A 19,852-nucleotide genomic window follows, 5' to 3' on the forward strand; every position below is an offset into this window, starting at 1 on the left:
GGCACGGAGGCCCCGAGGCTGTTTGGCTGCGTGATGCTCGGCTCCGCCTGCATCCCCTTGCTTACCTAGGGCACTCCCGTGTATGCTCACCTAGGAAACCGATATGAGCAAACCGACCGATCTCGTTCAGGGCACCCTCGACCTGCTCATCCTGAAGATCCTGGCGCTCGAGCCCTTGCACGGGTGGGCCATCAGCCTTCGCCTGAAATCCATCTCCAAAGACGTGCTGCAGGTCACCGAAGGATCCCTCTACCCTGCACTGCACAAGCTGGAGCAGGAAGGCTGGATCACGGCCGAGTGGAAGCAGACCGAGAACAACCGCCGCGCGAAGTTCTATTCGCTCACCCGCCTCGGCAGAAGGCAACTCGCCTCGGAGGCGGCGAACTGGCAGCGGCTGTCGTCCGCCATCTCGCACGTCATCCGGCTATCGGAGACGTAGGGAGCGCTTCGCAGAGAGGTATTCGGCATGCCGCTCTTCGTGAAAGTCCGACGTTTCCTGCGAAACCTCCTCGCGTCCCGTCGCGTGGAGGGAGATCTGGACGAGGAGATTCACTTTCACCTCGACATGCTGACCGAGTCACACATCCGAGCGGGCATGGCGCCGATGGAGGCCCAGCGTGCCGCGCGGATCGAACTGGGCGGGATCGAACAGGTGAAAGAACAGGTTCGCGAAGGACGCCTCGGCTACTGGCTCCACTCCGTGCTCGCCGATTGCCGCTACGCCCTGCGGCAATTCCGCAAGAACCCCGGCTTCACCGCCGTCGCCGTCCTCACCCTGGCCCTCGGCATCGGTGTGACGACGGCGATCTTCAGCGTCGTCTACGGCGTGTTGTTGAGGCCGCTGCCGTACCCCGATCCGAACCGGATCATGGCCGTCTTCGAAGTCACCTCGAAGGGCAGGCCGTCGCGCCTGGCGGACCCGAACTTCGACGATTTTCGCGACCAAAGCCGCAGCTTCCGGGCGATGGCCAAGTACCAGGACAACGTCGCGTCCGTTTCGGGAGCTTCGCAGCCCACGCGCACGACGGTTGCCCGCGTCTCGCCCGGCTTTCTCGAGGTCTTCGGTGTCCAGCCGATCCTCGGGCGGGGGTTCAATGCCAGCGACGGGAGGCAAGGGGCCAGCCCGACCGTTCTCGTCAGCCACGAATACTGGAGGCAGTTGCTCGGATCGCCGCGGGATCTCTCGCGGTCTCGCCTGAAGATCGATAGCGCGGTCTACTCCGTCATTGGGGTGCTCCCGGCCGGGTTTCGTTTCCCGGCAGACGTCGAGCTGTGGCTGCCAGCCGATCTGGAGGGCGAGAACCCGAGCCGGACGTCGCACAACTACAACGCGGTCGGGCGCCTCCGCGACAGTGTGACTGTCGATCAAGCGAATCGAGACATCAGCGCGATAGCCAGGCGCATTCACGACGGGTCGAGCGAGCAAGGCGACTATCTCCTCGAGGATGGACTTGTCCTTCCGCTCCAGGACTCGATGACGGGCAAGGCCCGATCCCCACTGCTGGTCCTGCTCGGTGCGGTCGGATTCCTGCTTCTCGTGGCGTGCGCGAACGTGGCGAATCTCCTGCTGGCTCAAGTGTCGGCGAGAGCGCGCGAACTCGCCGTTCGCAGCGCGCTCGGTGCGGCGCGCGGACGGCTGATCCGTCAATTCCTCACCGAAGCATTCCTGCTCTCGCTGGTGGGCGGGGGCCTTGGCGTCGTGGGAGCGTTCTGGGGTGTGGCGGGGTTGGTGGCGCTGGCGCCGGCCAATCTGCCGCGACTGGACAGCGTCTCGATCAGTATTCCAGTGCTGGTGTTCGCGTTCCTCCTTTCCACAGCCATCGCCGCCGGCCTCGGAGCGTTCACCGCGGCACGCGCGACCGCCGGCGACCTGCGCGAAATCCTCGTGGAAGGCGGGCGCGGACAGGCTGGGTCGCAAGGGAGTCAGCGCGTTGGCCGGGTTATCGTGGCGCTGCAGATTGCGATCACACTGGTTCTCGTGGTCGGAGCGGGACTGTTCGGGCGCAGCCTGATGAAAGTGCTCGACGTGAATCCCGGCTTCCGCGTGGACAGGATCGTCACGATGGACGTCTCGCTCCCGTGGCTGACCGATCCCGAAGCCAAGGCGGGTCAGGCGAGCTTCTACTCACGCTTGATCGAGCGCCTCAGACAGATCCCGGGCGTGCGCAACGTTGGCGCGGCGAGCAGCCTGCCGCTAGCGGATGGCGGCCTTCCCGACGGCGAATTCCTGTTGATGGACCAGCACGAGGTTCCCAAGACGGTTGACGGTCTCGTGGCGATGTTCCAGCACAAGGAGCGGCTGGGCATCGCGGATTTCTGCGTCGCCACGGACGGCTACTTCCAGGTTCTCGGCATTCCGCTCATCCGAGGGCGAATCTTCGACGATCGCGACAGGGCGAATTCCCCGCACGTTGCCGTGATCAGCCAGTCGCTCGCGCGCGACCGGTGGCCGGGCCAGGACCCCATCGGCCACACCATTGAATTCGGGAACATGGACGGCGACTTGCGCCTGCTGACCATCGTCGGGATCGTCGGCGATGTGGGCTATTACGGCCTCGATGTGCCGCCGCGTCCGACTGTCTACGTGAACGTGTTCCAGCGGCCGCGCGCAGCGATCAGCTTGACGATACTGAGCGACGCCGACACCGAGTTGGTCGCGTCGGCCGCGCGAGGCATCCTGAAGGACCTCGACCCCGAGATCCCGACGAGGTTCCGGACGCTGTCGCAAGTGTATTCCGCGTCGTTGGGGTCGCGGCGTTTCAATGTCATCCTCATCGGACTGTTCGGCATCACCGCGCTGCTGCTCGCCACGACAGGCGTGTTCGGCGTGATGGCCTATTCGGTCAGCCGCCGCACGCGGGAAATCGGCGTGCGCATCGCTCTCGGGGCGGCCACCGGTGACGTGCTGAAGATGATTGTGGGCCAGGGATTGCGCACGATCTTCGTTGGGGTGGCCGCAGGGTTGGCCGGCTCGCTGGCGCTGACGCGCACCGTGGAGTCGTTGCTCTACGGCGTGACGGCCACCGATCCGCTGACGTTCGGCGGTATGACCCTGCTCCTCGTGGGGGCAGCGCTGCTCGCGTGCTACATTCCGGCACGTCGGGTCACGAAAGTTGACCCCGTGGTGGCGTTGCGGTACGAGTGATCGAGCGGAGGCCTGGTCACGCGACGGTGCCGAACAACCGGCCGACCAGCGCGGTGGCGCCCATGGCGACCGCGCCCCAGAAGACGACGCGCACGGCCCCAGCGACGAGAGGCGCGCCGCCCAGCCGGGCAGCCGTGGCGCCGAGCGCCGACAGCAGGACCAGCGAGCCGGTACCGACCGCGATCGTGACGTTGGCGACGGGCATGACCAGGACCAGCACCAGTGGGAGCGTGGCGCCGACTGCAAACGCCGCCGCGGAGGCCAGCGCCGCCTGAATCGGCCGCGCACGGGTCATCTCGGACATGCCGAGCTCGTCACGCGCGTGAGCGCCGAGCGCGTCGTGCGCCATGAGTTGTTCGGCAACCTGCGCGGCGAGTTCCGGGGTCAGGCCGCGCCCCCTGTAGATTTCGGCCAGTTCCGCCCGCTCGAGCGCGGGCGACGTCGCGAGCTCGCGGCGCTCCCGTTCGAGATCCGCGCCCTCGGTGTCCGACTGCGAGCTGACGGACACGTACTCTCCCGCCGCCATGGACAGAGCGCCCGCCACGAGGCCAGCAACCGCCGCAAGCAGAATCGGGGCACGCTCGGACTGCGCGGCTGCCACACCGACCACCAGGCTGCTCGTGGAGATCAAGCCGTCGTTGGCGCCGAGCACGGCGGCTCGCAGCCATCCGATATGTTCGGTGCGGTGGAACTCGGAGTGTCTCGCGGGCATATGGCGAAAGAGATTGTACACCCCCTCATTCATCCACGGTTGTAGACGAACGAGGGGGTGAGGACATTGCAGGTCGCTCAGGCCACGCCGGGCTGCAGCAGTTCAAGGGTTCTCGCCCGGGCGTTCAACCTGACCTCGATCCCATAGGGCAACGTCAACTGGTCGGGCACATGGCCCACCGCAAGGTTGGCCAGGATCGGGATCTTCAACGGCAGCAGACGGTCCGCAATGACCTCGTGCAGCGTGAAGCTGTGCCTGGCCGGGCAATTCCTCGGTTCGGTGTCGGTGAAGATACCCAGGGCCAAGCCGGCTGCATCCGACAGCTTTCCCGAAGCCATCAGCTGGGTCAGCATGCGGTCGACCTTGTAGGGTTCCTCACCCACATCTTCGATGAACACGACACGACCGCACGTCTCCACCTCGTAGTCGGTCCCCAGGCTGGCCGTCAGGAGGCTCAGGGTGCCTCCGGTCAACGGCCCGTGCGCGATCCCTGGCCGCAGGGTCTTTGGCGGGCGTCCCTTGGAGAAAGGGACACGTCCCACAGGCTCCGGGGACATCAGCGCTCGCTCGAGTGAACGCAGCGAGAACGAGGTCCACGCGCTGTCCGTGCAGGGCATGGGCCCCCAGAACGAGACCAGGCCGGCCTTCTGCAGGGCCAGGTGCAGGACGGTGATGTCCGAGAACCCGATGACGGCCTTGGGGTGACGCCTGGCGAGACGGAGATCGAATCCCGGCAGGAGGCGGGAAACGCCGTACCCGCCCCGCGAGCAGAAGATCGCCTTGATGTCGGGATCCCGAAACGCGGCCTCGAGGTCCTGCCGCCGCTCCTGGTCCGACCCGGCGAGGTACCCGTGTTCAGCAAGGGCATGGCTGCCGGGCACGACTGACAGTCCGAGCTGTTCCAGGCGTGTCTTCCCGCGCAGAAAGAGACTTCGGCTTTTCGGCGGCGACGCGGGCGAAATCAGTGCCACCTTGTCTTTGCGCACCAACCGAGGGGGAGAGATCAGCGGAGTCGTCATGGTTAGAAAAGGAGTCTGCAAATGATGTACGCGGCGATGATGCCCGCCAGGTCCGTGATCAGGCTCGCGGCCAGGGTGTAGCGCGTGCGGCGGACGGCAATGGAACCGAAGTAGACGGCCATGACGTAGAAGGTCGTCTCGGTGCTTCCCTGAATCACGCTGACCAGTCGGCCGACGAACGAATCGGGACCATAGAGTTTGAAGATGTCGGAGCTGAGAGCGAAGGCAGCCGAGCCCGACAGGGGCCGCATCAGCGATGAAGGCAGGGCTTCCACCGGGAAGCCGACCCACGCAACGACGGGCTGGAGAATCGCCACCATCCAGTCCATGGCGCCGCTTGCCCGGAACATGCCGATGGCCACCAGGATGGCGACCAGGTACGGCATGATGCGGACGCCGATCTGAAAGCCCTCCTTGGCGCCCTCGATGAAACTCTCATAGACGCGGATGCGTTTCGCCGCGTAGGCGTACGTCGGGATGCCGAGGATCAGCAGAGGCACAACCCAGCTGGAGGCGGCATTCAGCAGGTCCTTGGTCATGCGGGATCTCCCTGGAGTTTCCTTCCCTGCCAGCGGGCGAACACCCTCGACACCACCACGGCCACGGCCATCGACGCCAGGGTGGACAGGATGGTGGCGACGATGATCTCGGATGGGTTCTTGGAACCTGCGGCCGCGCGCAGGCTGATGATCATCACCGGAATGAGCTGCAGCGAACTCGAATGCAAGGCCACGAACATGCACATGGCGTTCGATGCGCTCTCTTTATCCGGGTTCAGGTTCTGCAGCTCCTGCATGGCCTTCAGGCCCATGGGAGTGGCCGCGTCGCCCAGCCCGAGAATATTCGCGCCGAAGTTCATGGCGATCGCGCCAAGTGCCGGGTGATCTTTGGGTACCTCTGGAAACAGGAATCGAAACACCGGGCGCAGGGCCCTGGCCAGGACCTGGACCAGGCCACTGTCCTGGGCCACCCGCATCAGGCCCAGGAACAGTGTCATGCCGCCCACCAGCCCGATGGCCAACTCCACGGCGGTCCCGGCGGACTTGAAGGCCGCATTGGACACCTCCGGCATGGTCCCTTTGAAGACCGCCGTGATCACCGCCGTGGCAATCAGCAACAACCAGACAATGTTCATATTGGCTTGTCCTTCCCTCCAGCCGACCAGGCCAACCCCGAGCCCTGGCGACGAGCGGCCTGATTCTATCCTGCAACCCGGTTTGCCTGGGACCGCAGATGTGGAGCGGTCTCGACCGGCCCGAGGTCTCTGGACCAGGGATTACAGAAGGATCGCTCCGCCGGCCCGCCATCAGAGTCAACGCGAGGGAACCGGGATCGGTGGAGTCGTGGCACACTACGGCAAGAAGGTCACCCTGTCGGGAGCCTGCCATGACCAACGAGACAATTCGAGAGCACTGCCTGGGCCTGCCATTCGTCACGGAGATCGTCCAGTGGGAAGAACACCTGCTCTTCAAGGTCGGCGGCAAGATGTTCGCCATCATCGCCCTCGATGGCCACAGCTGCAGCCTGAAGTGCACGCCCGAGAAGTACGCGGAACTGGTCGAGATGGCCGACGTCGTGCCCGCTTCCCACAACATGTGGAAGTACCAATGGATCACGACCGAGACTCTCACCGCTCTGCCCGACCGCGAGTTCCGGGCGTTGCTGTCCGCGTCGTATGAGATCGTACGGGCCGGGCTGCCGAAGAAGATCCGGGCCGAGCTGGACGCCGGGCGCAGTCCGGTGATTGCGCCGTGGGTCTCGAAGAAGAAAGGCCGCACCAAGAAGCCCCCGACCGTGCCTCGAACCTCGACGTGACCACCGATCCGGAGCCGCACCTCCCTTCAGCTCCGAGTCGATGAGGCGTATGCTGACGTCCCTATGCGAAACGGAACCTTCAATGCGCGTCCACGTTGTTTATTCCTAGGCGGGCATCAGCGACTGATCGTCATCGGCGCCGCCGTTCTCGCGTCCGGATTCTTCTGCGCGCTGGAGGCTCGGGACCCGTTCCCGGTCGGCCCATCCGCCGCCGCTCGGGAAACCGGCCGCTCGATCGTGACGGCAGGACAGCCAGCCGAGCTCGACGTGCGCACGTCGGGGCCGAACAGCCTGCGGGTGACGCTCAAGCCGATCACCTTCAAGGACGAGTTCCCCGCGAACCCCGCGGTCTCCTCGCGCCTCTATCCGTCGCCGGGCCTCATTGTGCGCGACCTCGGGGCCCCAGTCCGAAAGGTCGTCGGACGCTTCGAGGTGGAGGTGCGGCCGGAGCCGCTCACGGTCACGGTCAGGCGTGCCGGCGGCCAACTGGTACAGGAGATCGTCTTCGAGCCCGACGGCAGCCTGTCGTTCCCGCTCGGCGAGAGCCCGGTCCTGGGCCTGGGGGAAGGAGGGCCGAGGCCGGTCCGCGGCCTCCCCTGGCGCGAACAGCCCGTGCAGTTCGACCGCCGCGGGGCGCTGGACGAGATGGAGCCGCGCTGGCAGAGCGACATGTACGGCTCGCGCAACCCGGCGCCGATGCTCCTTGGCACGAGCGGCTGGGGCCTGTTCGTCGCAGCCCCGTGGGTGCGCGTCGATCTCCGGAAGGGCGACCGTGGCGTGTGCCTGCCGTGGAAGCCGCCTGCCGCTGGCGCTCCGCAAACCGAGGGCAACCAGCAGCAGAACCTCGGGAAGGGTCTGCCGCCTGCGGACGCCATCATTCCCGGGCTCTACGACCTCTTCGTCTTCGACGCGCGCGACCCGGCGGGTGCGCTCGGCGACTTCGCGGCCATCACCGGCCGGGCGGCGATGCCGCCCAAATGGGCGCTCGGCTACATGCAGTCGCACCGCACGATCGAAAACGACGCGCAGTTGCTCGAGATCATCGACACCTTCCGCGCCAAGCGGCTCCCGCTCGACGCGGTCATCTACCTCGGCACGGGATTCTGCCCGCGCGGGTGGAACACCAAGCAGCCGTCGTTCGAGTTCAACCCCGACGTGTTCAGGCGCGACCCGAAGGCCGTTCTCGCCGACATGCACGCGCGCCACGTGAAGGTCGTCGTCCACGTCGTGCCATGGGACCGCAACAGGCTGCCGACGCTCCACGGATCGATTCCAGCTCGCCCCGGAGAAACGGTGGACGAGTCGCATCTCAAGGCCTACTGGCAGCAGCACCTCGGCCTGGTGAACGCGGGCGTCGACGCCTTCTGGCCGGACGAGGGCGACTGGTTCAACCTGTTCGAGCGGATCGAGCGCCACAAGCTGTACTACCAGGGGCCGCTCTCGACCGGTGCAGACGTCCGCCCGTGGAGCCTCCAGCGAAACGGCTATCCCGGGATCGCGCAGTGGGGAGGCTGGGTCTGGTCGGGCGACACCGAGTCGTCGTGGAAGACGCTCGAGGCACAGATCGCCGTGGGCCTCAACTACTCGCTGAGCATCGGACCGTATTGGGGCTCGGACATCGGCGGCTTCTACGCCAACAGCGAGTTGACGGGCGAACTCTACGCCCGCTGGCACCAGTTCGCCGCGTTCTGCGGGTCGTTCCGCTCGCACGGGAGAACGTGGTGGACCCGCCTCCCGTGGGGCTGGGGAGGTAGCGACATCGGACCGCGCGAAAACGACAACAGGAACGCGCCCATCCCGCCCGGCGATCCGCGCAACATCCTGCCGTCGGAACTGAACAACCCGGCCATCGAGCCGGTCGTCAAGAAGTACTCCGAACTCCGCTACCAGTTGATGCCGTACACCTACACGCTCGCGTGGGAAGCCCGCGAGAAGGGACTGCCGTTGATGCGCGCCCTGTGGGTGCACTATCCAGACGACGAGCGCGCCCGGGGGATCGGTGACGAGTTCTTGTGGGGGCGCGACCTGCTCGTGGCGCCGGTGTTCACGAAGGGCGCCGCGGCGCGGCAGGTGTACCTTCCGCGCGGCGACTGGTACGACTGGTGGACGAACTCCCGGCTCGCCGGCGGACAGACGATCACCCGCGCGGTGGATCTGGCGACGATGCCGATCTACGTGCGCGCCGGTGCGATCATCCCGATCGATCCGGTTCGCCAGTACACGGGCCAGGCCGTCGAAGAGCCGACGACACTCAGGGTCTACCGCGGCGCCGACGGCCAGTACACGTTGTATGAAGACGACGGGATCAGCCAGGACTACCTGAAAGGGAAAGGCACGTGGACGAGGATCACGTGGAACGACGGGGCGAGACGGTTGACGATTGAACCGGGAGCGCCGGGCGGGGCGACAAACGTGGTCGTCCGCCGCCGGTTCAGAATCCTCCTGGTGCCGGACGGCGCGGCACGGGACGTCACGTATTCGGGATCGCGGGTTGGCGTCGCCTTCTGACACCGCGCCACGATGCCGTCGATGTCGACGAGGCCGTTATGGAGACTCCGAACTCACGCGACGAACGATCCGGCGGGTGTCGTCGTCGCCGTGCCGATCGCGGAGAACGGTGAGGTGCCGGCGTCGATGCCAGGGCTTTGCGGCAGCAGCTCGCGAGTCTTCGTCGCGCCTCCGTTGTCCCGCAACGGGCCGACGTCCGGTCGACGTCCAGGATGTCGCTGGCCGCGATCGGGCGGCACGCCTTCCCACCGTGCTCGCGCCGACACTCATCGGTCGCGCCGATCTTCCGGCAAGGCTGAGTCGTCGGCCGGTTGGATGTAACGAGGAGGACGGTGTCGTGGAGGAGGGAGGAGCGGACCCGAGGGCATTCCGGCAGGAGGATGATCGAGCGCGCTGGGGCGGACGCCGCCCCAGCACCGCTCTGTGACATCCGGGCGCCGGGAGGACCCTTACCGCGTCGGAGGGACAACCGGAGGAAGATCGCTGCTCATGATCTGCCACTCGAACTTCCACTGCCCGCCGAACTTGCGCACGATCCAGATCACCTTGCCACGATCGTGCCGTGCAGCACTCCCGTCGGGCGGTCGCAGTGTGAGCGTGAAGGTGCCGGCGACGTACGCGAGCGGCCCATGCCCCTCAATCGCAATCGGCTCGATGGCCAGGTCGGTGGCCCCCTCGTCCTTCACACGCCCCTGGTAGTAGCCCTTCACGGTGTCGATGCCTCGCAGGATGCTCTGGTTCGCGGGCATCAACGCGGCGTTGCCCGAAAAGAACGTGCCGATCTTCGCGACATCCTTCGCGTTGTATGCGGCCACGAAATCGCGGACCATCTGCTTGATCTGATCGGCATCCGACGGGCCGAACTCCTGCGACGAGCTCGATCCCGCACAGGCCCCGAGGCTGACCACTGCTGCAAGCACGAGTACCTGTCGCAACCATCGATGCATCGTCGTGCCCCTCCTTGCCTGCATTGTAGGCCAGTTGCGCCGGCCAGCCTAGCGGTCCAGGCCGATCGCGTGCGAGCGCAGATCTCGTTCAGCCCTCCTGTGGCCAAGTGGGGACGGGGCCGTTCCTCCTCGCTCCTAGACGTCGGTTCCTCGCGGTGACACGCGAATGCCCGCTGGGCCATCGTCAGGTGACCGGTGCGTGGTGAGCTTGCCGCACTCGGCGTAGATCTTCTCGGCATCAGCCGCCACTTCGCGGGGCAGGCGGCCCGCCGCGACCAACTTGCCAAGCCGGTTCCGGCTGAAGGGACACCGGTGTGTCGGTGTCCGGAACCAACAATCGCCATCAGCTCGCTTGGCCGTCGGAGTGAGCAACGGGATCGGGGAGCCCCAGAGATTGGCCTGCTCGCGGTCGAAGTCGTCGGTCAGGCCCCAGGCGGCGGCCCATCTGGTCTGCGCTTCCCGTTCACCCGGCTCTCTCGGATCGCCCTGCCCCGTCGGCCCGCTCAGGCGCGCCAGCGTCGCCAGCGTCATGGCGCACCCATGGGCGATGCTCTGGGCCTGCCGCAGGCTCCTGAACCCGAGCATCGGATGGAATCCGTACGTGTCACACAACCAATGAGCCTTGACCGTGACGACGTGGAGATCGACCGGCGTCCACGCGTTGTCGGCCGTGTACAACCGTCTGAAGTCGTCCTGCGCTCCGGCGAACGCATCGACCTTCTGGTTGTAGCTGATGCTGACGACCCGCTTTCTGACGGCGGGCCACGCACCGGCGATCTTCCGCACCTCGGCGAGATCGTCGAGTTCTGGGATCTCGGGCTCGAGCGACGCCGTCAACAGCAGGTGGGGAACCGGCAAGCCGTCGAGCGTTGTCGGGCGCCGTTTGGCCAGCCCTGCATCCTCGGCCCGATCCAGGAACTGCGCGACGGCGTAGAGAGGCAGGTTGTCCATGACGCCGCCGTCGGTGAACTGGTGGAGATCGGGCAGATCCGGACACACCTCGAAGCCCTGCCGGGGGCGGAACACGCCGGGAAACGCGCTGCTCGCCAGCAAGGCATCGAGGAGCCGCGTTCTCCGAGGAGGATTCTGATCGCCCTTGGGCAACATGCCCAGCACCTCGAGCTTACCGCTCTGGAGGTTCGTCGTCGTCACCAACAGGTACCTGAAATTGACCTGTCGACCGAAGTCCTCGAAGGTGATCTCCGACCCCGTGTGGTCGGGCGAGAGGACGTGCTTCTCGATCAGCCAGCGAAGACGTTCGGCGCCGAGGACCTCGAGACCGACCCCGCTGCGCTCGAGGTAGTGCTGGAGAGCGTCCAGCACCTTCCGGGAGGCACTGCCCCACGGTTGCTGGCGCACGATCCGCACGAGGTCCAGGAGTTCGAACGGCGCCACATAGAGGAGCCGTTCGATGCCTGCCACGACTCGCCGCGCCGTCCGACCGAAATATGCCGTACCGCCGAGGTCGTAACGCCGGAAGAGGCGGTCCAGATCGCGGAGCGACACGCGGGTTTCGCCGGCTCGTAGCGTCAACCGTCTCACGAAGTCGGCGAAACGATCCGTGAGGATCAGTCGGTCGAGTTGCAGGAAGGTGGCGGCCAGCAGCGCACTGGTCTCATCGCGGCTCCGGCACGTGCCGACCGGCGAGGTCCGAGGCGTGGCGAAGAACCTGGTTGCCATCGCGGCGACGATCGATCCGACTGACGATCCGACGAACAGCTTCGGCGACAGGCCCGCCTCGGACGCGCCGATCATCACGCCAATCTGAAACACGCCACGAAACACGCCCCCGCTCATGAGCAGAACGCTCCACGGAGAGCCATCCGCGACGGGTGCACTCGCCACACCAGGGTCGACCCGCTCTTCGGCGGCCGCACCCGCCTTGGCGCTCGCGTCCTCGGGTGTCCTGGCAGCCAGGTCCGTGGCCGCATCGGCACCAGCCATGCGCGACGCCCGCGCCGGGCAGCAGGCGCAGATCTCCGGCAGGCCGGGGCCGATGCTCTCGACGTGCGACGGCAACGGCACCAGGTTCGCGGCCCATCCGGCACAGCGCAGCGCAGTCCTCTGGCCACGCTCCGTGAGAAACGCCTGCAACGTGGCCCGGCAACCCTCCGCAACGGCCTCGTGGACGATGTCCTGCCGCTCGCGTTCGGTTGAGGCCGCCGCCAGCCGCTTGTTGACTTGCAGAGGGCTCGCCGCGTCGATCGGCTTGATGACGACGTTGAGGTAGGTCTTGTTGGCGCCGCCGGTGGTGGCCCTGTGCGGGTCCAACAATTTCGTGTAGCACTCCGTCAGTTGCCGTTCGAGCGTCGCGACCTGTTGCCGCTGGAGTTCGAGGACCCGCGCGACGACATCGGTGAGGCGCGTGTGCGGAACGGTCTCGGCTCCAGTGCCGGCCGCCGATGGAAAGGGCCCGACGGCGTAGACCACGATTTGACCGGCGCTCGGATTGACTCGCGTCCGCAGGTAGTCCATCAACGCCGTGATCGGCTCGTTCGCGATATTCGTGCCGTCCACATAGATGTGTTCGCCTCCATCGACTTGCAGGCTGACCGGCTTCAGAAAAGGCGAGACGGCAAGTGACGCCATCAAGGCGTCCACAATCGATACCTCCGACGGCCGGAGTGCATGGTCCTTGACGTCGGCGTCGGGAATTGCCGTCAGGGTCCTCTTTGCCAGATCCGCCGCGGCGGGGGCCACGTGCAGGCGACGCAAGCCGAGGTCCTGGCCGTCCCTGTGGTCCTCGCGCGAGAGCGACCACAGCGGGCGCGGCGCCTTGCTGGCCGACGACGCCTGATTCGGCGTTCGGGCGCGATCCAACACCTTTTGCAGCTCCAGCGACGATTCGCCGTAGTAGTCCGGGTCGAACAGCCGCACGAGGATCTGCTTGAGGTCATAAGACCCCGCCAGTTCCTCCCGCAGGTCGTAATACTTCAACAGGCGACGCGTGCAGACCGTCCATAGACGGGACGTCACGTGCCAATGCCAGGCCGTGAGGCCCGCGAGCAACACGACCGCGATCGCGATGATGAACGTGAGCGGTGCCACGAACGGCAAGGCCGCCACCACAGCGGGCGCAAGCAGCCACAGACCAGCGAACACGATGTAGGCCATCACCCACAGCAGCCGGGCCAGGATCTTCCGCAGCGGACGCCGCCATACCGACAACAGACGAGCGGCCGTCCTTCCGGACGCGCTGGCCGGGCCTCGCGGCATCACGACCCCGCGCACGAGCCCGAGGAGCGGCCCAATCAGGTGATGGGCATACAGCAGCACCAGGCCCCACAGGGAGAGCACCAGCGCAACGGTCTGACGGAACCGAACGGATCCGCGAAGCGCTGGAAGCGCGCGAAGCCCAAGCCCGATGCGTACGAAGCGGGTTGCCGCGGAGATCGGCAGGCCGACGGCGAGGATGTCGTTGGCGAGCCTGATGAGGCCGGAGCGCGACCCCACGGCCTCGTTCCGGTCGCGGCGCTCGTCCTCGACGTAGGTCGGTTGCACGAGCGACTGCAGCGGATGCTGCGCCTCGATCTCGTGAGGATCCGGGAGCAGCGACCTGAGCAGCTCGCCCGGAGCCTGGCTGTAAGCCTGCACGAAGGTGCGGAGTCTTGCGGCGCGGTCGTCCTCTCGCTGGCCGAGAATCTCGGCCATCGCGGCCGCGCCTACCGCGCCCGCCGACACCCCCGAGAGCACGTGCGGCGGCTTCTCCCGATGAATGAGCAGCCACGCCTGCGCCACCCCCAGGTACATGACCGTGTCGAAGCCCCCGCCGCGGAACGCAAAGGCCTCGACCTCCTCGCCGTCGGCACCGATGAGGGGAAATACTCCGCGCGACGAGGCCGTGGCCGTGTCGCTCATCGACGTCCTCCACCGCCCTGCCTGGTCACCGTCACGATGGCCGCCCCTCCCCTGTTGTTCTCGTACAGGGAGCGCCAGAAGGGCGATGGCAACAGCGCGTCGTTCACGTAGAGGAAGATGCGGCCAGACTGTCGGGCGGTGAACTCGCTGAATCCCGGAGCGAGGGAATGGTATTCAGCGCCGCTCGCCCCGACGCGGACGACGGGCACGAACCAGTTCCAGGCCAGCACCCGCCTGAACGGGAGCGCCGGGTAGAAGACGGCCGGCCGCCGCCCGCTCGTGAATCCGGCCGGCGTTGTCACCAGGATGTCGCCGTCGTGCCACATGGCCTGCGGCTCTTGGGGAAGTTGGATGCCGATGCGATAGCGTTCGCCCCGCTCGACCCGCACGCCTGTCGCCCCACAGAACTCGTCGGGAGTGAACTCCACCGCCCAGGCACCAGGACCCGTGTTCGTGGTGTGGAGAACGGGTCCGTCGTCGCGGCACACGAAACCCGACAGGTTCGCCGATTCGAAGGCCGCGCGATTCGCCGCGCCGATCACACCGACCACGAGTGCGACGAGCATCGTGACGCCGAAACAGAACGGGACGAGGTACGCGTTCAGCACCCCGAAGAGCCCGCGATACCACCGACTCGTCCGCAGCCGATACACCAGATTGCCTGGAACCGGGTGTGGCTGAACGGCCTTCGGCGGGGCGGCGACGATCGAACTCCAGAGACTCCGCATCCTGTCCGCAATCGCCTGCTTCAGGACGCTGCCAAGGTAGAGGGTCGCCGCGATCAGGAGGCCGCCGGCCAGGAGATGCAGCGGGTAGCTGCGATAGCAGGCGATCCAGGGTTCAGCCAGCGCCGGCAGCACCTTGGCGACGAGATCGACGAGGCCGGACAACGCCGGCGCGTCGCCGTCGAGGAACCCGAGCCTGTCCTGGTAGGCGACAAACGGGCGCAGGGCAACGACCAGGGACACGGCCACGGACGTGAAGTACACGACCCGCCGCCACCACACCAGGTCCCAGACCGCTTCCTGATCGCGGGACCGCGACAGGGATTGGGTCGCATCCTCGTAGGGGTTGGCCACGCCGTCGAGGATCGACCCTGAGGAATCGACGACCGCGTAGTTCGCTGGCAGCACGACGGGCGCATAGCCGTCGGTTCCCGCGCGAATGCGCTCGAATGCGCTCTCGTGGATCTTCGGCCGGGCGACACTGACCCCGGCCGTCCGATCGCTGGAGAGCTTCGCGATGGCGCGAGGCTGATAGCGGTAGTACCCTGCCAGCCCGTGCCGGGAGTCGTAGATCGGGCCGTTGGTGTTGGCCTTGGTCCGCCACGCCGCAATGGCTCCTCCCTGCATCAGCAAGCCGCGTTTCACGGCCTGTTCCGCCATCCACAGCAAGGAGACGTGCGCGAGCGAGTCGTCCGGATAGCCGCCGCCGACGTTCGAGTGCACTCCGGCGAACCACACCTGGGTGATCCGCTCCTGGGCGATGTGACTGGCGGGCTGCTGGCCGGCCTCGGTCCACAGCAGCGGGTGGAACGTGTTCCGCTCGTCGTCCAGCGAGAGGACGTGGCACGCCTTGTCGACGAGAGGGGACAGTCGGCGGTCGCGCATCGACAGCGGCCATACCCACTGGTCCCAGCCCTTCGTCAGCTCGTCGATCGGCAGGCCGTAGGCGTCGACCGTGTCCCACACGCCGACGAAGTCGATGTGCTGGTTCGTCAGTCGCTCGGCCTTGTCGTACGACTCGAGGCGGCGAATCCAGTCCCACGCGGACAGCAGCGCGTCCCGGACGTTTCGTATCGGCGTCACCAGCCCACGCGTCGCGTTGTAGCGGCGCCGATAGTGCCTGAACGCCCAGGCGACCAGCCGCGACAAATCGCTGCCGTCCTGGCCGACGATGATGCCCTGGCTGTCGATGAGGCCGATCAGCACGCGGATCGTGAACGCCCCGCGGCTGAAGCCGAGGGCGAAGACGTGGTCGCCCGGGCGGTAGTTCCTGCACAGGAAGGCGTAGAGGTCCCGCACGTTCCTCTTGAGCCCCCAGCCGAGCGCGCCGCCGAGGAACGCCATGGGCTTGAACGCCGACGTGCCCACCCCATTGTCGTAGAAGGCGATCTGGTCCCCGCCGGACAGATCGAGAGCGTCGTAGATGCGCCAGACGTTCGTCTTGAACAGCTTCGCTGCGCTGTTCCCGGTTCCATCCGACAGGAGAACGATGTTCTTCGGACGCGGGGCGGCTCGATCGGCCATGGGATGCCTCCGTCTGATCGGCGGTGGATGCCGAGCGACTCGAGTGTGCCGATGACCTCGCCGACGTGGGACCTGATTGAAACGACGAACCGGAGAGCCTTGGACAGACAGTAGCGGTGACTGCGCGCCCGGTCAATCCATTGCACGGAAAATCTTCACGCCGCAGAATCGCGCGGCAGGGCGGGGCTCTTTGGCACGGAACTGACCGGCGCGGCCCTTCACGGAGGCGGTCAGGGACGGCGCGATCCGGCGGTGGTCCGGACCCGCGAACTGGACCTCGATGTCGACGAGGACGCCCGTTTGATCCGCGAGCGCCCGGGAGGCGTTGGTTGCACGGTGATCTCGAGCCGTTGCTCCACCGTCAAGTCAGCGTACCACTCCGACAACGACTCGGCGGCCGCAAGCGCCACGACGAGCTCGATGACCTCCGGGTCGCTGTGGATCATCACGTGGTTCAGGTCGTCGCAGCGTTCAATCGACACGTGGGCGTAGGTGTATCCCCACTTCTCCGGATCCACAATCGAGGCGTGCTTCTCCGAGCGCCGCCCTGCGCCCTCCGGCACGAACGCGTTGCTCCGCTCTTCGACAATGCCATCGTGTGGCCGCTGGATCTGGGGGGCCCACAGGGGAAAGAGCGCCAGCAGTTCGAATCCGACTCCAAGTGCAGCGAACAGCCTCGTCGACATCCTTCCATCGGCCCAGTCCCCACAATCCAGGATTGCACGCCCCTCGTGGAAATAGCGTGCTGGAAGCGAGACGTACTCGACGCCGCGCGCGAATGTCTCCCCCGTCGCAATCGGCTCCTTCATGAGCTGTGAGATGCGTGTCAATTCGAGGATCCCGGGGTGACGGAAGACGGCTGACACCCGCCCGGTGGCCTGGAGGACGAGTTGCGCGAGCAAGCCGGCCGTTGCGGTCCTCATGGCGCCGAAGTTCGGGGTCGCCAGCATGATGACTCGCCGTACGGTCGGCGCGTCCCCCGAGAGCACGGCGAGGCGGGCCACCAGGCCTCCCATGCTGTGACACACGAGGACGACCGGTCCCTCGATCCTCGCCAGCAGATCGGTCAGGGCTTGCGCGTTGTCCTCCAGGTCGCGGTGATAGTCGTACTCGAAGGTCACGCACGCCTCGAACACGCCCCGCGCCGTGCAGGCGTCGCTCATGTCCTTGAAGATGACGCCCGACGAGAAGATACCGTGCACGAACACCACGGTGGACCGGACGGCCGTCGAGTTCACGATGCCCTCCGTTCACCTGACAGACGCGCTTCCGGCTCGAGCCACTGGCTGACGAACAGCTGCACGCCTCGCCCGGGCCGGTCGGGCCTGGTGGTCAGGGCACGTCCCATGTTGCAGCGGATCGTCATCATCGGCGCGCTTCCGCCGACCGGTCGTCCGCAGACGGTCGGCACCGACGCCACAACGGTCCCGTGGCTGTCGAGCCTGATCAAGCAGATCGCCGCAAGGTCGGATGACGCGGCCGTGACCGACCGCGGCAGTTGAACACAGAAGTGAAGAAACTCGCTGTCCTGGCTCGAGGGAGATACGCCAGGCGCGCATTCGAGCAGCGGTGACGCGAGAATCAGGTTTTGATCCTCAGCAATCTGAAGACCGTGGTCCGGTTCCACCTCGGAGGCTCCCCGCGCAAAACGCTCCGCGGCGTCCGCATCGCTTGCCCACGGTCGGTCGTCGACGGGCGGCAGTCGGAACCGATCCCCACCAAGGCGGCTTGAAACCGCCATGTGACCGGCTTGGTCGGGTCCCCAGGCGAGGAGCGCCAGCAGTTCCCGTTCTCCACCCAGGCCGCGGATCATCGGCGTCAGGTGTTCGAGACCGAACTCTTGAAAACGACCAGCCGTGGGCGCGAGGTCTGGCGGCGCCAGCGCTTTCATGGATGACAGCAAGTACCGCAACCGCGAGCGCAGATACGCGCTCTCCTGGAGGCGGGTGAGGCTCTCGACATCGTGCGCGCCCTCGACAATCACCTGGCGAGCCGCGAACCGACCTTGATCCTGATCTCAGCGGAAGTCATGACGGCTCCCTCGGAAGAAACACTCGGAAGCCCGTGGGCTCAACCTGCCCTCGTGGTGCGCCGGCCGCGGTCGTCGTCGCGTTCGACGGATTGCGCTCGTCAGGACGATTGGAGGCTGTGGGAACCTCAGGCCCGCTCACGGCCGGACGCCGAACGCGCGTGCGATCTCCTCGGGCGGCCGCCGACTGATGGTCTCGTTGATCTGGAGCGTGCCCTCGGTCGCGCCCTTGGCGCCGCCGAGGACGATGCCTGCCTGGGCCAGGCGCTCTCTGAGTGCGTCCAGCGTGCCGCCGGAGGCCAGCGCGAACCCGAACACGTTGCTGCCCCCTTTCACCCGCTCGACCCGGAATCTCGTGTCGGCCTCCAGGAGCCGCAGCAGCGTTTCTCCCTGGCGAACCGCCGCGGCGTATCGTTCCGCGAAGCCTTCGAGGTAGTGTAACGCCACGGCGGCCGTCTCCCACCCCTGGTAGACGAGCGACCCGAACTGGTGGCGCAGCGTGGTGACGCGATCGACCACCTGGCGCGACCCCGCGAGGATGGCGCCAAACGGCGCGTTGAAGTACTTGTAGAGCGAGACGTAGACCGTGTCGAACTCCGCCGCGTACTGCGCGGGCGAGACGCCCGTGTAGGCCGACGCCAGGAACATCCGCGCGCCGTCGAGGTGCGTCCCGATCTGTTGCGTCCGCGCATACGCGCAGACTCGCTTCATCTCGTCGAAGTCGAACGCCTGTCCCTTGGTCCTGCGGACCGGTGATTCGATCGCGATGACACCGACCGGCGCCGGGTACGGCGGCCCTGCAGCCTGCGCCACCGCCTGCGTCACCTCGTCGAGGCGGAGCGTCGCCCGGCCTGGCCCCAGCGGCACGAGGTTCAACCCGGACAGCAGCTGCCCGCAGTCGCCCTCATCCCGGTAGAAGTGGCTCTCCGCCTGGACGAGGACCCGGCGCCGTTCGCCCGCCAGCACGCGCACGGCGAGGTGGTTCGCCAGCGTCCCGGTCGGCAGGAAGAGCGCGCTCTCCTTGCCCAGGGCGGCCGCAAATCGTCGCTCGAGTTCCTCGACGGGGCCGCCGTGAAGATATGTGTCCCGGTGGAACCCGTCCGAGCCGGCGATCCTCGTCAGCAGCCGGGCGTACTCCAGCGGCGAGAGGCTCAATCCGTCTCCGGCCAGGGAGACCCGCTCGGCCTGTTGCGCCTGACCTCGGAGTCCGGCCGTCAACACCAGCCCGACGGCGGGGGTCGCGGCGGATTTCAGAAACGTGCGGCGTCTGATGATCGGCATGAACACGGAGTGTAGCGGTGTCCGCCCTCGCCCGTCCATCGGCAGGCCCACCGGCGAGTGGAGGGCGGCGGCATCCTCGGCACCGGCCACCATTGGTATTTCACGGGCCAGGGGGACGCTGAACATGGGTGTGGCCGCCTGCTTCTCGGCGCTCGAAGTCGTGCCCCTCACGCTGCTGACGCTCGACGCGTCGGACTTCATCCGCCTGAGAACCCGACGGTGCGAGGAGTGTGGGGAGGAACTGTCGGACCGGGCCCGCGACGACCGGAAGCGCGCGCACCGCGGACGT

At 66.7% G+C, this 19,852-nt stretch carries 14 protein-coding genes; 4 read left to right on the forward strand and 10 right to left on the reverse strand.

Annotated features, from left to right (window positions below; all coding sequences use genetic code 11):
• The first annotated feature begins 103 nt into the window (after nt 1-103).
• Nucleotides 104-439, forward strand: a complete 336-nt coding sequence (locus tag VGK32_22530; GenBank protein HEY3384545.1) for a PadR family transcriptional regulator — start codon at nt 104-106, stop codon at nt 437-439.
• Nucleotides 440-466: 27 nt separating this feature from the next.
• Nucleotides 467-3,145 (forward strand): ABC transporter permease, encoded by a 2,679-nt coding sequence (locus tag VGK32_22535; GenBank protein ID HEY3384546.1) that lies wholly within the window; start codon nt 467-469, stop codon nt 3,143-3,145.
• A 16-nt stretch (nt 3,146-3,161) separates the two neighbouring features.
• On the opposite strand, the gene VGK32_22540 is transcribed toward VGK32_22535, so the two are convergent.
• Genes VGK32_22540 through VGK32_22555 form a run of 4 tightly spaced genes read right to left on the reverse strand, consistent with a single transcriptional unit; the run spans nt 3,162 to nt 6,011 of the window.
• Complete coding sequence (locus tag VGK32_22540; protein ID HEY3384547.1) at nt 3,162-3,878, reverse strand: VIT family protein; 717 nt, start codon at nt 3,876-3,878, stop codon at nt 3,162-3,164.
• Nucleotides 3,879-3,934: 56 nt separating this feature from the next.
• Nucleotides 3,935-4,876, reverse strand: coding sequence for an LD-carboxypeptidase (locus tag VGK32_22545; GenBank protein ID HEY3384548.1), 942 nt, complete (start codon nt 4,874-4,876; stop codon nt 3,935-3,937).
• Between the two features lie 2 nt (nt 4,877-4,878).
• Nucleotides 4,879-5,415 (reverse strand): spore maturation protein, encoded by a 537-nt coding sequence (locus VGK32_22550; protein ID HEY3384549.1) that lies wholly within the window; start codon nt 5,413-5,415, stop codon nt 4,879-4,881.
• A complete protein-coding gene (locus VGK32_22555) occupies nt 5,412-6,011 on the reverse strand; it encodes a nucleoside recognition domain-containing protein (protein ID HEY3384550.1) in 600 nt (199 codons plus the stop codon). Before VGK32_22555 ends, VGK32_22550 begins: the two co-directional genes overlap by 4 nt.
• Before the next feature lie 251 nt (nt 6,012-6,262).
• Between VGK32_22555 and VGK32_22560 the strand changes: the two genes are divergently transcribed.
• Nucleotides 6,263-6,691 carry an MmcQ/YjbR family DNA-binding protein gene (locus tag VGK32_22560; protein ID HEY3384551.1) on the forward strand — a complete coding sequence of 143 codons (429 nt, stop codon included), beginning with the start codon at nt 6,263-6,265 and terminating at the stop codon, nt 6,689-6,691.
• 63 nt (nt 6,692-6,754) lie between these two features.
• A complete protein-coding gene (locus VGK32_22565; protein ID HEY3384552.1) occupies nt 6,755-9,199 on the forward strand; it encodes a TIM-barrel domain-containing protein in 2,445 nt (814 codons plus the stop codon).
• A gap of 449 nt (nt 9,200-9,648) precedes the next feature.
• On the opposite strand, the gene VGK32_22570 is transcribed toward VGK32_22565, so the two are convergent.
• The 6 genes from VGK32_22570 to VGK32_22595 form a co-directional block, all read right to left on the reverse strand.
• Nucleotides 9,649-10,146, reverse strand: coding sequence for a DUF4440 domain-containing protein (locus VGK32_22570; GenBank protein ID HEY3384553.1), 498 nt, complete (start codon nt 10,144-10,146; stop codon nt 9,649-9,651).
• A gap of 135 nt (nt 10,147-10,281) precedes the next feature.
• Nucleotides 10,282-14,004: a patatin-like phospholipase family protein gene (locus VGK32_22575; GenBank protein HEY3384554.1), complete on the reverse strand. Its 3,723-nt coding sequence runs from the start codon at nt 14,002-14,004 to the stop codon at nt 10,282-10,284.
• Nucleotides 14,001-16,253: a DUF2235 domain-containing protein gene (locus VGK32_22580; GenBank protein HEY3384555.1), complete on the reverse strand. Its 2,253-nt coding sequence runs from the start codon at nt 16,251-16,253 to the stop codon at nt 14,001-14,003. The genes VGK32_22575 and VGK32_22580 overlap by 4 nt, the downstream gene beginning before the upstream one ends.
• A gap of 230 nt (nt 16,254-16,483) precedes the next feature.
• A complete protein-coding gene (locus VGK32_22585) occupies nt 16,484-17,491 on the reverse strand; it encodes an alpha/beta fold hydrolase (protein HEY3384556.1) in 1,008 nt (335 codons plus the stop codon).
• Nucleotides 17,488-18,237 carry a hypothetical protein gene (locus VGK32_22590; GenBank protein ID HEY3384557.1) on the reverse strand — a complete coding sequence of 250 codons (750 nt, stop codon included), beginning with the start codon at nt 18,235-18,237 and terminating at the stop codon, nt 17,488-17,490. The genes VGK32_22585 and VGK32_22590 overlap by 4 nt, the downstream gene beginning before the upstream one ends.
• Nucleotides 18,238-18,420: 183 nt before the next feature.
• Nucleotides 18,421-19,689: a beta-eliminating lyase-related protein gene (locus tag VGK32_22595; protein HEY3384558.1), complete on the reverse strand. Its 1,269-nt coding sequence runs from the start codon at nt 19,687-19,689 to the stop codon at nt 18,421-18,423.
• Nucleotides 19,690-19,852 lie beyond the last annotated feature (163 nt).

Source organism: Vicinamibacterales bacterium, from assembly GCA_036504215.1.
In the GTDB taxonomy this organism is placed as follows: domain Bacteria; phylum Acidobacteriota; class Vicinamibacteria; order Vicinamibacterales; family Fen-181; genus FEN-299.

Excerpts from the sequence above, each read along its gene's own strand:
- VGK32_22530 (HEY3384545.1), top strand. The coding sequence starts at position 104 with ATGAGCAAACCGACCGATCTCGTTCAGGGCACCCTCGACCTGCTCATC.
- VGK32_22535 (HEY3384546.1), top strand. The coding sequence starts at position 467 with ATGCCGCTCTTCGTGAAAGTCCGACGTTTCCTGCGAAACCTCCTCGCG.
- VGK32_22545 (HEY3384548.1), bottom strand. The coding sequence starts at position 4,876 with ATGACGACTCCGCTGATCTCTCCCCCTCGGTTGGTGCGCAAAGACAAG.
- VGK32_22550 (HEY3384549.1), bottom strand. The coding sequence starts at position 5,415 with ATGACCAAGGACCTGCTGAATGCCGCCTCCAGCTGGGTTGTGCCTCTG.
- VGK32_22555 (HEY3384550.1), bottom strand. The coding sequence starts at position 6,011 with ATGAACATTGTCTGGTTGTTGCTGATTGCCACGGCGGTGATCACGGCG.
- VGK32_22560 (HEY3384551.1), top strand. The coding sequence starts at position 6,263 with ATGACCAACGAGACAATTCGAGAGCACTGCCTGGGCCTGCCATTCGTC.
- VGK32_22565 (HEY3384552.1), top strand. The coding sequence starts at position 6,755 with ATGCGAAACGGAACCTTCAATGCGCGTCCACGTTGTTTATTCCTAGGC.
- VGK32_22570 (HEY3384553.1), bottom strand. The coding sequence starts at position 10,146 with ATGCATCGATGGTTGCGACAGGTACTCGTGCTTGCAGCAGTGGTCAGC.
- VGK32_22575 (HEY3384554.1), bottom strand. The coding sequence starts at position 14,004 with ATGAGCGACACGGCCACGGCCTCGTCGCGCGGAGTATTTCCCCTCATC.
- VGK32_22580 (HEY3384555.1), bottom strand. The coding sequence starts at position 16,253 with ATGGCCGATCGAGCCGCCCCGCGTCCGAAGAACATCGTTCTCCTGTCG.
- VGK32_22595 (HEY3384558.1), bottom strand. The coding sequence starts at position 19,689 with ATGTTCAGCGTCCCCCTGGCCCGTGAAATACCAATGGTGGCCGGTGCC.